This window comes from Rugamonas apoptosis (assembly GCF_014042355.1).
GTDB classification, from domain to species: Bacteria; Pseudomonadota; Gammaproteobacteria; order Burkholderiales; family Burkholderiaceae_D; genus Rugamonas; species Rugamonas apoptosis.
This window is the reverse complement of sequence record NZ_JACEZU010000010.1, coordinates 41,283-54,614: the sequence shown is the minus strand read 5'-3', so window position 1 is coordinate 54,614 and position 13,332 is coordinate 41,283. Positions and strand designations below refer to the sequence as shown.

11 protein-coding genes are annotated in these 13,332 nt (G+C 56.7%); 8 read left to right on the top strand and 3 right to left on the bottom strand.

From position 1 onward, the window contains the following. Positions 1 to 66: 66 nt before the first annotated feature. Positions 67 to 4,101: a Pls/PosA family non-ribosomal peptide synthetase gene (locus H3H39_RS19395; protein WP_182155584.1), complete on the bottom strand. Its 4,035-nt coding sequence runs from the start codon at positions 4,099 to 4,101 to the stop codon at positions 67 to 69. Between the two features lie 259 nt (positions 4,102 to 4,360). On the opposite strand from H3H39_RS19395, the gene H3H39_RS19390 reads away from it, so the two are divergent. The 8 genes from H3H39_RS19390 to H3H39_RS19355 all read left to right on the top strand — a co-directional run bounded on the left by H3H39_RS19390 (position 4,361) and on the right by H3H39_RS19355 (position 12,134). Further along, positions 4,361 to 5,929, top strand: a complete 1,569-nt coding sequence (locus tag H3H39_RS19390; protein ID WP_182155582.1) for a methyl-accepting chemotaxis protein — start codon at positions 4,361 to 4,363, stop codon at positions 5,927 to 5,929. Between the two features lie 269 nt (positions 5,930 to 6,198). Then, the gene (locus H3H39_RS19385) at positions 6,199 to 6,747 is read left to right on the top strand and encodes a cytochrome b (protein ID WP_182155580.1); all 549 of its coding nucleotides are present in this window, start codon (positions 6,199 to 6,201) and stop codon (positions 6,745 to 6,747) included. 96 nt (positions 6,748 to 6,843) lie between these two features. Beyond that, positions 6,844 to 7,341, top strand: a complete 498-nt coding sequence (locus tag H3H39_RS19380; RefSeq protein ID WP_182155578.1) for a DUF4124 domain-containing protein — start codon at positions 6,844 to 6,846, stop codon at positions 7,339 to 7,341. 65 nt (positions 7,342 to 7,406) lie between these two features. Then, entirely contained in the window at positions 7,407 to 7,733 is a 327-nt protein-coding gene (locus H3H39_RS19375; RefSeq protein ID WP_182155576.1) for a DUF6968 family protein, read from the top strand. 974 nt (positions 7,734 to 8,707) lie between these two features. After that, positions 8,708 to 9,109: a hypothetical protein gene (locus H3H39_RS19370; RefSeq protein ID WP_182155574.1), complete on the top strand. Its 402-nt coding sequence runs from the start codon at positions 8,708 to 8,710 to the stop codon at positions 9,107 to 9,109. Positions 9,110 to 9,169: 60 nt separating this feature from the next. Further along, complete coding sequence (locus H3H39_RS19365) at positions 9,170 to 9,622, top strand: hypothetical protein (RefSeq protein WP_182155572.1); 453 nt, start codon at positions 9,170 to 9,172, stop codon at positions 9,620 to 9,622. Positions 9,623 to 9,795: 173 nt separating this feature from the next. Next, positions 9,796 to 11,229 carry an AAA family ATPase gene (locus H3H39_RS19360; RefSeq protein ID WP_182155570.1) on the top strand — a complete coding sequence of 478 codons (1,434 nt, stop codon included), beginning with the start codon at positions 9,796 to 9,798 and terminating at the stop codon, positions 11,227 to 11,229. Further along, entirely contained in the window at positions 11,229 to 12,134 is a 906-nt protein-coding gene (locus H3H39_RS19355) for a DUF4435 domain-containing protein (RefSeq protein ID WP_182155568.1), read from the top strand. Before H3H39_RS19360 ends, H3H39_RS19355 begins: the two co-directional genes overlap by 1 nt. A gap of 419 nt (positions 12,135 to 12,553) precedes the next feature. Here the strand turns inward: H3H39_RS19355 and H3H39_RS19350 are convergent, their stop codons facing one another. Then, positions 12,554 to 12,865: an STY0301 family protein gene (locus H3H39_RS19350; protein WP_182155566.1), complete on the bottom strand. Its 312-nt coding sequence runs from the start codon at positions 12,863 to 12,865 to the stop codon at positions 12,554 to 12,556. 207 nt (positions 12,866 to 13,072) lie between these two features. Then, positions 13,073 to 13,318, bottom strand: a complete 246-nt coding sequence (locus tag H3H39_RS19345) for a hypothetical protein (protein ID WP_182155564.1) — start codon at positions 13,316 to 13,318, stop codon at positions 13,073 to 13,075. Between the last annotated feature and the right edge of the window lie 14 nt (positions 13,319 to 13,332).

The window sequence follows — 13,332 nt, the reverse complement described above, 5'->3', positions numbered from 1 at the left end:
CTGCTCGTTGCGCGCTGCTTAGCCGCTCAAGCACTTGGCCGCACAGCCGCACAGCCGCACAGCCGCTCAGGTGCGCGCGGGCGCGGCCGGGCATCCCACCCAGCGGCTGCCTGCCGGGATGTGTTCACCCTTCATCACCAGCGTGAGCGGGCCGAGGTGGGCATTGTCCGCCACCTTGGCGCTGTACAGCACCGCGCTGCGCGGGCCGACGTAGACGCGGGCGCCGATGTCGACGTGGTCGATCTTCATCACACGGTCCTCGAACAAATGGGTCTGCGGGCAGGACAGCGCATTGAGCTCGCTGTATTCACCGATGCGCACACAGTCGAATTCCGTGATGTCCGTGGTGTCCAGGTAGACGCCGCGGCCGATGCGGCTGCCCAGCAGGTTGAACGCCAGCGGCAGCCACGGCGTGCCGCGCAGGTAGCGCATGAAGTTGGGCACGGCGATGCCTTCATACATATTGGTCACGCCTTCGGACAGCCACACGAACGGGGTCCACATGGGTTCCGACTGTTTGCGGTAGCGGCCCAGCAGCATCCATTTGAAACCGACCACGAAGAAGTAGTTGCCGATGCCGTAGGCCAGTCCCGCCAGGGTCAAGTCCCACGTCACTTCGGCCCAGCGCCCGGCGCCGGCCACCGGCATCACGGACAGCACCAGCGTATAGCCGACGGCGATCACCAGCGCGTGCGGGGCGACGATGCGGAACGCTTCGATCAGGCCGCGTCCCAGCCGGCGCAGCGGCGAGGGGTGGAAGGTGAGCCACTCGGGATAGCCGCTGGTGGTTTCGCGCGCGGGCAGGTTGATGGGCGGGGAACCGAGCCAGGTGTCGCCGCTGTTCATCTGTTCGTTGTCCGGCGCGCGCGAATGCACACCGATCAACACATGCTCGGGCAGCACGGTGCCGTCCGGGATGTAGGCGCCATTGCCGACGAAGCTGCGGTGCGAGATGACGGTGGGCTGCATGGTCATCCAGCCGCCATCGATCTCCTCGTCGCCCAGCATCACGGCGTCGGCGATGAAGGTTTCGTCGCCCAGGGTCAGCATGTCTGGCACCACGCCCAGCGCGGTGGAGATTTCCGCGTCGCGCCCGACCTTGGCGCCCAGCAGGCGATACCAGAACGGCGCGTAGATGGTGGCGTAGATCCCGTGCAGCACGTTCAGGCTCGATTCCTGGATCTGGCTCACCAGCCACTTGGCGCAGTAGGTGTTGCCGTGGATGGCGAAGCGGCCCGGCGTGAGGCGCGGCAGCACGCTCCAGCGGATGCCGGCCGACAGCAACGCCGTCAGCACGATCAGCACCGTGCTGGCGGGGAAGGCCAGCAGGAAGTAGCGCAGCAGCTGGATACGCACGTCGTCGCCCTGCACCCATGGCAGCCAGCCCGCCTCGTCGAACCAGTCGATCAGCACGAAGCTGGGGAACACGGGCATGAAGAACAGCGTGACGATGAGCAGGATCCCGAATACAAAGAACACGCCTTCGCCCAGCTGGCGCGCGGTGCTCACGGCGGGGCGCGGCGGCAGACGGGCGGCGTCGTGCGCGCCGGTGTCGCGCGCGGGCGAGCCGCTCCACACGCGGCCAGCCGGCACGCTCATGCCGTCGCCCAGCGCCGACTGGCCTTCCAGGTGGCCGGCCACGCCGACGCGGGTGTTCCCTTCCAGGATCGCGAAGGAGCCGACGCAGGCGTCGTCGTCGAGGCGGATCTGGCCCAGCCGCAGGCGGCCACGTTCCACCCGCGCGTTTTCCAGGTTGACGGCGTTACCGATGCTGACCCCGTCGCCGATCGAGAGCAGATCAGCGGCGCGCAGCGTGAACGAACCGACGATGACATCCTTGCCGATGCGCGCACCGAGCGCCCGCAGCCACCACGCGTTGAGCGAGGAGCCGCTCAGCAGGTAGGCCGGCGCCGCTTCCACCAGCCGGTCGGCCAGCCACCAGCGATAGTAAGTGAGGCCCCACAGCGGATAGTCGCCGGCCTTGAGGCGGCCAGCGATCAGCCATTTGCCGGCGATGGCGATGGCGAATTCCATCACGGTGGCCAGCAGGAACACGCCGGCAGAGGCGGCGATGGCGCGCGCCACCGAGTCACCGGGGTCGCCCGTGAAGAAGTGGTAGGTGAAGAAGGGCGCCAGCCACTGGGCCATGCGCAGCCCCACCAGTCCCGGCATGGCGGCCGCCTGGGCCAGGCCGCACGTCCAGCGCTTGAGGGCGGACGGCGGCGTCCATGGCGCTTCGGCCGCGACGGCGGCAGGCGCGTCGGCCAGCACGGCGGCGATCTTGCCGACCTGGCGCTGCTGGTAGATGTCGCGCACGGTCACATGGGCGAAGCGGGGATCGGCGCGCAGGGCCGAGGCCAGGCGCGCGGCGAAGAAGGAGTGGCCGCCGAGGTCGGAGAAGAAGTCGGCCTGGCGCAATATCGGCTGACCGGGGAACAGCGTGGCCAGCGCCGCGAACAGGGCCGCTTCGGCCGGCGTTTCGGGCAGGTCGGAATCGGCGCTGTCGCCGGCGGCCGGCGCGCTCAGTGGCGTGGCCTTGAGCGCCTTGCGGTCGATCTTGCCGGAAGTCAGGCGTGGCATGGCCGGCAGCAGTTCGTAGCGGCCCGGCACCATGTAGGGCGGCAGCACGGCAGCCAGCGCCTGGCGCAGCGCGCGGCCTTCCAGCGCGGCGCCGGCTTCCGGCACCAGGTAGGCCACCAGCTGGTCGATGCCGTCATCCTTGCGCAGCAGGACGGCGGCCGTGCCCACGCCCGGTTGTTGCGCCAGCAGCGCTTCGATCTCGCCCAGTTCAACGCGGAAGCCGCGGATCTTGACTTGATCGTCGGCCCGGCCCAGGCACAGCACTTCGCCGTCGTCGGCGATGCGGGCCAGGTCGCCCGTGCGGTACAGGCGCGCGTCGTGCTCGCCCGCGCTCCACGGGTTGGGGAGGAATTTTTCGTCCGTCAGGTCGGGGCGGCCCAGGTAGCCGGCGGCCAGACCGGGGCCGATGATGCACAGTTCACCCGTCTCGCCACGCGGCAGCAGGCGCAGTGGGGCGGCCGTCTGGGCCGCTTCGGCGTCGATGACCAGCAGGCCATAGTTGGGCAGCGGGGTGCCGATGGTGACGGGGCGGCCCGGTGCCAGCGACGCCAGGCTGGCCGACACGGTGGCTTCCGTGGGGCCGTAGGTGTTGAACATCTGGCGTCCCGCGCGCGACCAGCGCGTGACCAGCGATTCCGGGCACATCTCGCCGCCCAGGTTGATGATGCGCAGCGTGGGCACTTCCTGGTTGAACAGGGCCAGCAGCGTGGGCACGGCGTGCAGCACGGTGACGCCGTTGTCGGCCAGCAGTTGGGGCAGGGCGTCCGGGTCGGCGCTCACTTCGCGCGGGCCGAGGAACAGCGTGGCGCCCACCAGGTAGGCGATCCAGATTTCCTCGAACGACATGTCGAACGCCACCGAGAAACCCTGGTACGCGGTGTCGTCGGCGCGCACGCCCAGCACCGCGTTCTCGCTGCGCAGGAAGTGGCAGATGCTGCGCTGGGTGATCAGGATGCCTTTTGGCTTGCCGGTGGAGCCAGAAGTGTAGATCACGTAGGCCGGTGCATCGGGCGAAACGGCGCCGCGCCGGGCCAGTACTTCGCCTTGCGCTGGCGGGGCCAGCACGGCTTCGGCTGTCCACACGGGGCGGCCCAGCTGGGCCAGCCGGGGCGCGAAGCTGGCGCTGGTGAGCACGCCGGCCGCATTGGCGTCGTCCAGGCACACTTGCAGGCGTTCGACGGGAGTGTCCTCATCCACCGGCAGCCAGGCGGCGCCGGCCTTGGCGATGCCGGCCTGCAGCACCAGCAGCTCGATGCCGCGTGGCAGCCACAAGCCCACGATATTGCCTGGCCCCACACCGGCCGCGATCAGGCGGGCCGCCACCAGGTCGGCCTGGGCGTCCAGCTCGCCATAGCTGACGCTGCGGCCGCCGCAGACCAGGGCCGGCTGGCCGGGCGTGCGGGCCGCGCTCGCTTCGAGCAGGTCGGCCAGGATTTCCTCGCGCAGCAACTCGTTCTGACGGGGACCGTACAGGATGTCGGGATGCAATTGCGCGAGGGGCTGTGGGGTCAAATCGTTCATGCGGTGCTTTTCGGTATGTGTTGCCCTCCGCTTACAGACGGGGCGGAAGGGCTGTCATTGTACGGCAAGCATCGTCCGCACCATAGGGAAAGCGGGTTGCCGGACGTGCTTTTCTTGATTTAACAAATTACAACATTTAATGATTGATTGTAAATCTTTGATAAGGATCATATTTTTTTGTACACAGCCTCATTAGACTGGCGCCTCTATACGCCCGGCCTCCTGTGGCCGATCCATCAACCATCTGGAAATGAACGCGATGCGCAACCGCCCGACCGTGACCGACACCGAATACATCTTGCAGCCACATGAAACCGTTGTCTCCAAGACCGATCTGCGGGGCAATATTACCTATGTCAACCAGGACTTCATCAAGATCAGCGGCTATTCCGAGCAGGAATTGATGGGAGCACCGCAAAACATCGTGCGTCACCCGGACATGCCGGCCGCCGCCTTCGAGGACTTCTGGCGCACGCTGCAAAGCGGCAAGGCGTGGAGTGGCCTGGTGAAGAACCGCTGCAAGAATGGCGACTTTTACTGGGTGGACGTGAGCGCCGCGCCCCTGTACGAACGGGGCCAAGTGGTGGGCTACACGTCGATCCGCATCCGGCCCGAGCGCGCGGCTGTGGCGGCGGCGGACGCGGCTTACCGGGCGCTGGCCGCCAGCGACGGCAAGCTGGCCGTGCGCGAAGGCGCCGTCGTCAAGCGCGCCCGCCATGGCCTGCGCGACTGGATGGGCGGGCTGTCGATCCGGCACGGCATGCTGGGCGCCAGTTTGGTGCTGGTCGCACTGTTCGTGCTGACCGCCACCGGCGGCCCGGCCGTGGCCGACGCCAGCGCGGCGGCCGGCGCCACCTTGACCATGGTGGGCGGCTGGCTCACCTACCGGCGCGCCGTGGAGCCGCTGGCCGGCATGCGACGCGATCTGGAACGCATGAGCACGGGCGACCTGAGCGGCCGGCTCGACGCGCACGGCGCGGCCGAAGTGAGCCAGGTACGGCAATCGCTGCGGGTGCTGCAGGTCAACCTCAAGCTGCTGGTGGGACAGATCAAGGAAGTGACGGGCATCGTCAACCGGGGCGCGCATACGATGGCGGCGGGTAACGCCGACCTGTCGCAGCGCACGGTGGCGCAGGCCAGTTCCTTGCAGCAGACGGCGGCGTCCATCGCCCAACTCACCAGCGCCGTGCAGCACAACGCGGCCGAGGCCCAGCACGCGGCGCGGCTGGCGGTGGAAAGCTCGGGCATCGCCGCCCGTGGCGGGCAGGCGGTGGGGCAGGTGGTGCAGACCATGGGCTCGATCCGCGACAGCTCGCGCCGCATCGCCGACATCATCGGCGTGATCGACAGCATCGCCTTCCAGACCAATATTCTGGCCTTGAACGCGGCGGTGGAAGCGGCCCGCGCCGGCGAGCAAGGGCGCGGTTTCGCGGTGGTGGCGTCGGAAGTGCGCAGCCTGGCGCAACGCTCGGCCGGCGCCGCGCATGAAATCGCCACGCTGATCGGTGACGCGGTGGCGCAGGTGGAGGCGGGCGCTTCGCTGGTCGACCAGGCCGGACGCACCATGAGCGAGATCGTGGCGGCGGTGGATCAGGCCACCGGCATCATGGGCGCGATCAACCGCGCCAGTGGCGAGCAGAGCGAAGGCATCGAACAGGTGCGCGGCGCCATCGCCGAAATGGACAGCGTGACGCGCAAGGACGCGGCGCTGGTGGAGGAGGCGGCGATGTCGGCGGCCAGCATGCAGCAGCAGGCGCGCAAGCTGGAGGAACTGGTGGCCAGTTTCACGTTGATCTCGGGCGCGGGGCCGCGTGTGGGGCGGGCTTGAGGCTGGCATGAGGCGGGCATCAGCCGGCATGAGGCGAGAGGGGAGGCATGCGGCTGCATTCGCGGCGTGATGGGATAACGGCATGAGGCGGGCTGCGATCGGGGGCGCTGGCCAGTACGTTTCCGCGTGATCTGGCACGCTGTTGCCAAGAGGGAAAATGTGACATCATGTTCAGTGCGGGCGTGCTTTTTTCGGCGTTCACCTGCGGATGTCCATCGTACGTCGGTGCGTTGAGGCTCTTATCGAATTTCAATGAAAAGAGGTTTGCGATGAAAACTGTTCATGCCACCGTCCGGCAATACGACGCCCGGACCATACGCCTGCACTGGCTGACAGCGGGCCTCGTCATTGCATTGTGGGCGCTGGGCGAAACGATAGACTGGTTCCCGCGCGGCACGGCACGGGTGTTCGCCCGCAGCACGCACATCAGCCTGGGCGCGTTGCTGGGGTTGGTGCTGCTGGTGCGCATCTGGTGGCGTGCCACGGCCGGCGAACACTTGCCGGGCGTGGGCAGCAACGCGATGCAAATCCTGGCCAAGGTCATGCACATCGCCTTGTACGCGTGCTTGGTGGCGGTGGTGGTGTTAGGCGTGGCCAACGTCTGGGTGCGGGGAGACAACCTGTTCAACCTGGTAAAAGTGGCCGCCTTCGATCCCGGCAACAAGGAACTGCGCCACACGGTCGAGGGATACCATGAGTTGGCCGCCAACCTGTTGATGGTGCTGGCGGGCTTGCATGCGGTGGCTGGGTTGGTGCATCAATACGTGTTCAAGGATGGCGTGTTGGCGCGCATGATTCCGGGGCTCGGGCGCCGTTGAGGCGGCTCGCTGGCAAGTGGCCAGTTTCAGGCATTGTGGAATGCCTTGTGACAATGTGTGAGCCTTCGCGGCAGGGAGCTCGCATATAGTTGCACAATGAAAACATTCTTACCTTTTGTGCTTGCGTTGATCGTCCTACCGGGGCAGGCGCAAGTGTACAAGTGGACCGATGCCAACGGGCACGTCCAATATTCTGATCACCCGCAGGATGGCGCCGACGCCAAGTTACTCTCGGTCGCGCGTGCGGAAGCGGCGCCGGCAGCTTCAAACGACGACTGGCGCGAGCGCGAGAGAGTTTCGCGTCAAAACCGGGCGCGGCAAGCCGACATCGAGCGCCGCGCCGCTGCAAGGCAAGAAGCGGCAAAGGCGGAGCAAGCGCCGTTTAATCCCAGCGCCAACCGTTCCAACAAACCGATGACCGACGAGGAAGTGTGCCGGCGCGACCGCCAGCAGATCGAGTTCGCGGAACAGACCAAACACTTGGCCATTTCGCATGGCAGTGGCGCGCCGGTGCTATTGACTGAAGCGCAGCGCCAGGAGGTGATTCGGGAGCGGAAGGGGAATCATGCGTTGACTTGTGGTGGTGGGCGGTGATTTTGGTGCCGGCTGTTTTCGGCCAGGAGCAGCCTGTCAGCACTATTTTCGTGAGGGCGAGAAAGTTGAAAATTGAGAACCCTACCATCATCGCCACCGAAGAAATTATTTGGTTACGAGAAGATGGTGACGAAATACTGATTCAGGCAAATGTTGGAAAGCCTTATGAGCAGGTCGGTGCTTGGGCATGTCCAGCGGCTCTGATAGGCGTTGATGGACGATATCCAGATATTGTGGGTGGAAGCTCCATGCAGGCGCTACATCTCGCTATTCGCCTAATTCGGCAGCGTCTTGAGCACTTGATTGATGCGGGCGAAGTGTTGCTTTATCGAAACGACCGGAATTGCCGCTGGGACCTCGATTCTCTAAACACATCATTTGGTTTGGGTTAATGTTTTTTTTAAACGTTCTGGCGGCGACCGGCTAGAGGCCGCCATCCGAAAAATAAGGTACGGAATTGATAGTTCGACTTGATTGTTCTGGCGTCACCTTCGGCTCTCAGCTCGATGAGCGCCATTTGTTTGAGTGGGCCATGCAAATTCCAGGTGTCGTGCGGTGGGAGCACGATACACTTGTGGTGAAATCACTGAAACTGAGCCAAGCGTCTCTAAGAGACTTACTGGCGCTGTTTTCTCGATACCAGATACCCATGAAGCAGCTTGCCCAGTTTAAAAATGCCAGTAATGAAGTGTGGTTTGCATCCCCGCGGATGTATTGGCACACTGAGGTTTTCGGATAGGCTGTAACCGGCCAATAGCTGTCTGTTTAAGGTAGATGTAAATGCTAACGTTGGATGATTTGCTCGATACGACATACAAGGGTGCGACTTTTCATGACTCAGAACTTCTGTCAATTTCATTCGATGTTGTGCGCGCAACTGCTGTTCTAATATTCGATATACAATGCTCACCAAACGCGGCCGAAGAACAGTTTTCAATCCAAAGGGGAACACTAGAATTTTCTGGATTGTGTTTTTGTTGGGTCGAACCTGCACTTTGCGATACACGAGAAAATAGGAATTCGCCCTTGTGGATTACTGCTGAAGGGCCGTTGCCAGACGAGCAGCTTCCGATTAGTAGGAGCATCCCTAAAGATATACCTGCGGAGGCGTTCGTTCATTATCTATATTCAAGCTCAACGAACAGTTTCATTGTCATCGGTGCCAAACGTGCTGTGTTTCACTGGGCGGCTACCGATGAACCAGTTTTGTGAAAATCCAAGTCCGCCTTGGAGCTCCTCAGCTTGGCGTGAGAATTCGTGCAGATGAGCAAGCTGCTATGCTAAACGCAGCTGGCCGGGTTCGGCCAGCAGCAGCCTTTCGAAAAGTAGAGCTAACTCTTTCCCTCTAAAAAGAATAGGAATATAAGTGATACAGAGCCTAGATGGAGATTCGGTGGTCGGACCTGAACTTCGACGAGAGAATCTTAATGAATATTGGCGTGAGTATTTCACCTTCGCAGAGCAAGGAAATGAGCTCTTTGATATGACACGAACAGAGCTGCTGACACGTATTGCTAGTGCAAAACAGGCGGCCCGACCGCACGTGGATTCACAGATTATAATTAACGAATTACTAAATAATTTGGGCCCTAGGCATACGTTTTTCCGCCAGTTCAATGAACGCTTTCCAGGCTCACGGCCAGCACAGGTACTTGGCATGCAGCTTTATGCGCTTCTTGCCGCAGACGATGAAACGTGGCGCTATATGAAAACAACGCGAGCCGGACACGTGTTTTCACACTCAAATTACTTTATTACACGACCGTAGTTAATAAATTCAGCCGAAAACGGCCAGTAGCCGCCTTTGAATATAACTGACAACGAATCCATGAGACGTTTAAGAAAATGCCTTTTTGCCGTAATTTTCGGTGCTTGCGCTGCAATTTTATTTCCAAACTGGGCACAGGGCGCAGAGAAGATAAGTGCTGAGCAAGAGTTCAGGGAATTTACAGACTATAACCTTACGATTTGTGGCACTGGTGCGAGACGAGCTATAAATGCTTGGCGTTCCGGTCGCTTGGTCAACGAACAATATGAGTTTGGAGATTGCATTGCGGAAGCGCGTGTGGAAGGAAAGAAGCTGTACGCAGCAGCGCTTGCAGAGGTGAATGGAAAAGCTCCAGCTGAAACGGCGTTGAAAGAATACTTTGCGACTTGGTTGACTGCGCTAGCGAGCGTAAAGCCGAATAGTTATGAAACAATCGGAGCGTACAACGATAGACAGTCTGACTTTGCGGCGAAGATAGAGTTGATGTGGAATAAATTCGAGCTTGAAAACTAGACCGATCTAAATGCGGCCAGTTGCGGGCATTTTTAGAAATGAACCAAACTTGGATTTCAGCTTTCTCGGAAATATCCTTCTGGAAAAGGATATGAGGGAGTCCGTCATCGCCTTTACATATATGGTCGAGCCACATCGTATAGCGATTTACATTTATTTTTTAGAAAACATTGATGAGAAAAAATATGCGCATAACGCAAATTGCAGTCGACAAACTTTTTGGTGCGTTTAATCATATTATCCCGTTAAATAGGGAAACAGATATCACCATTGTCATTGGTGAAAATGGCCTTGGGAAAACAGTAATGCTTGAGGCAACAAATGCCTTTTTCGGGAAAAGCTACAGTTTTTTTCGAGAGCTAGAATTTGATAAGTTTACTTTTACATTTTCGACAGACGAATGTTGGGAAATTACCAAGCACGGCGGTTCAAAAAGTTCGCCGTTGGCGTTACATGTTGAGCGTAAATTCCTGAATGAAGAGGCTCGACAGCTTGCCGAAAGAGAAGAAAGACCCAAGAAAGACTCAAAGTCTAAGTCGAAGCCAGTAAAGCCCCCTGCGTATGCGCGGATACCACTCACGAACTTAGAAAAAAAAGAATCGCATCAAACGCTTGAAGAGTTGTCTTGGGCAAAGCGACGGGCTATGGAACACTTTATGTTTCGTGGTGATCTAAGTAGGCGCGATTTTGAGATGATGCAATGGATGTTCGATGATAGGTACGAGGTATTTCTAAATCGTCAGCAGTCGGAAGCCGATGCTTTACCAATATGGTTTGCAAATCATAAATTGGATGTACGTCTTATTGAAACTCAACGAATCATTACAGCTAAAGAAAGGGGCGGAGAATCTTATGTTAGTACCGTCCAGAAATGTGCAGATGAATTAATAAAATTGATTGCAACAGCAGAGGCGGCAGCATCAGATATCGCCGTCGCTTTAGATAGTACTTATCCAAGCCGTCTTGTCCAAAGTTTGAGAGATAAAAGGCCTGATAATGCAATTGACCTAAGCGAGCTTAATAATAGGCTACAGAAATTGAATTCTAAGAGGCAATTGTTTGCCTCGGCAGGTCTAATTGAAACTACAAACACCGATGATTTTGGCTTGCAAATTAATGACTATCCCAATTCTTCACAGCAGTCAGATTTGATTTATCCATTAAAATTATATGTGGAAGATAGTGATCAAAAACTTGCTCCTTACGAAGATCTTGCGAAGAGAATTAATTTGTTCATGGAGATTGTCAATAAGCGCTTCAAACATAAAAATCTGGAGGTGAATCGGAAGCAAGGTTTTGTTTTTAGGTCAAGATTTAAGAGGGACGAACAGGGCGGGTATTCAAGCATATCACCGAAGAAGCTTTCGTCAGGAGAGCAGAATGAGTTAATCCTTTTCTATGAACTCATTTTTAAATCAAATTCTGGAGATATGATATTAATTGATGAGCCAGAATTATCTCTCCATATTTCGTGGCAAAACAAATTCATAAAAGACTTGAAAGACGTTACTTCAATGAATAACGTCTCGATCATTATTGCGACACATTCGCCCGATATCATTGACGAGAATTGGGATTTGAAAGTTGAATTACAAGGGCTGGAGTAATGGAAGAACATCTTACGCCCGAACGTATCGTTAATTCGATTTTAATGGATTCGTCTTATAAAGGAATTTATCTTTTAGTTGAAGGAAAAAAAGATATAAAACTATATAAGCGTTTGGTAGTTGAAGACGCTGTAAAAATTAGGCCATCATTTGGAAAATATAAGATGCGCACTGTCTATCAGCAACTAACTGAAAAAGGGTTTTCTAGAAAGATTGGAATTAGAGACTCTGATTTTTTGAGATTAAGTAATAATCCAAAATTTGACCCAAATTTCATTGATAGTATATTTGTCACAGATTGCCATGACGCCGAGATGATGATGCTAGAGCAAGGCTGCCTCTTGGATTTCTTGGCTGTTATAAGTGATGAGGTGAAGGTGCGTGATTTTGAGAAAGTACACAAAAAAACCATTAAGGATTTAATTTTAGATAATCTTTATAATTTTGGATGTTTAAAACTTGCCAATAAGAGATTTTCTCTTGGGTTGGTTTTTAAGCCTGAACGCGTTGATGGTCCAATCCTTAAACTTGATAAATTTATTTGTGATAAGACTTGGAAGTATCTTGGGCATGAAAAAATGGTCCAAGCCGCTCGGGATTATTCGAATAATAAATCAAAAAAAATTGCATCTAAAGAAGAAATTTTGGAAAAGCTTTTAGTGATTTTTGGCGAAAAGCATGCTGTCACTGAAATTGTTCACGGACATGATTCAGCCGAACTTCTTCGATTAATTAGTAAGCATGGCTTGAAAGCTGATAGCAGGGGGCTTCCAGATTCCGACTGTGTTGAGAACTTGCTTACTATGGGGTTCGACTTGTTGAAGTTCTCTAAAACGCAGTTATATGCGAAATTGGATGCATGGGAAAAAGCCTCAAATGTATCGATTTTAAGGCCGGTAGCTTAGTTTAACTTATAACTTAACGTCATCCAAGGAAACAAACGCTCCTGAAGCTAGTCAAACTCACCTGACATAATTTTCTGGAGCGATAATATTTTTAAAAACACTTCTGTCTATGGATGTCCATGAACGACACCGATAAAATACCTTAGATTCATTTCTATTCGTGCAATCAGCAACATTTTGCAATTACCTAAATTAATGCTCGCTTTTACAGAAATATAGTCGAAGCATTGGATTTAACCGATGTTTTAGTATTTTAAATTTGAGTAATCAATGACTGTTTAGGGCGGAAACCGACAGTCACCAGGTAATTCACACGGCTTATTTTTGTTGTCAATATGATGTTATTTGCAGTGTATTTTTGATCTCATTTTGCTCGGCTTTTTTCTTTGTGGAAATAAAAGTCGCAACGCGAAATGCCGTCATCGATTTGTTTCGACAGCGTGATGGACTTGGTCGGCGCCTTGCCGATGCTCGGTGAATTCGGCCAAGTCGCCCAACCTCTCCGGCGGGCCGTCGATCGGCGCGGCGGAGTACAGGTAGAGCGCATCTGGCACGAACAGTTTCGAGCCTGGCGGTGCCTCGGTCAACTGAACGGAAGTTCCTTTGATTGACGGGGGGCACTCTACTTGCTGGCCGGTGAGGGCGGCATTCGCGGCGAGCGCAATGTTGCCTGCAGTTAGCACATAAAGCATCGCCGCCGTGAGCAGCAGCCCTTGATTGAACTTGGTCATGGTGCGCTTATTCGATGACATAGAAGGCATCCGTGTCGTCACTGGGGTGATGAATCTGCCGCGCTTGTCCTTGCCTTTTGCTCCGCCGGCGGCCAACCAAGTGCTCTTTGTGCCCTATGCTTTGTCCGACCTGACGCCGTGACGTTCAATAGTCGCAGCGTGGAATTGCTGCCGCATCATTGGCCATCGGCCGACTATTCTTTGCCATCACGGGAAGGTCAAGTCCAAACCGAGCGTGCTGCCAAGGAGGAAGGTGGCGAACCCCAGCCCCACGAGCGTTAGCACGAAGACGACGGCCACCTTGCCGCTCGTGCGTAGCACCGCGCGCATCTCCTTCTGCTTGTTCTTCTCCTTCTTGCCTTGATCGTAATGCCACTTGATGGCGTAGTACATGCCCGTGCCGAGCACGAGAACCTTGAACGCAACTAAGAACAGCGGGATTAATTCCATCATTTTGAGTATTTCCA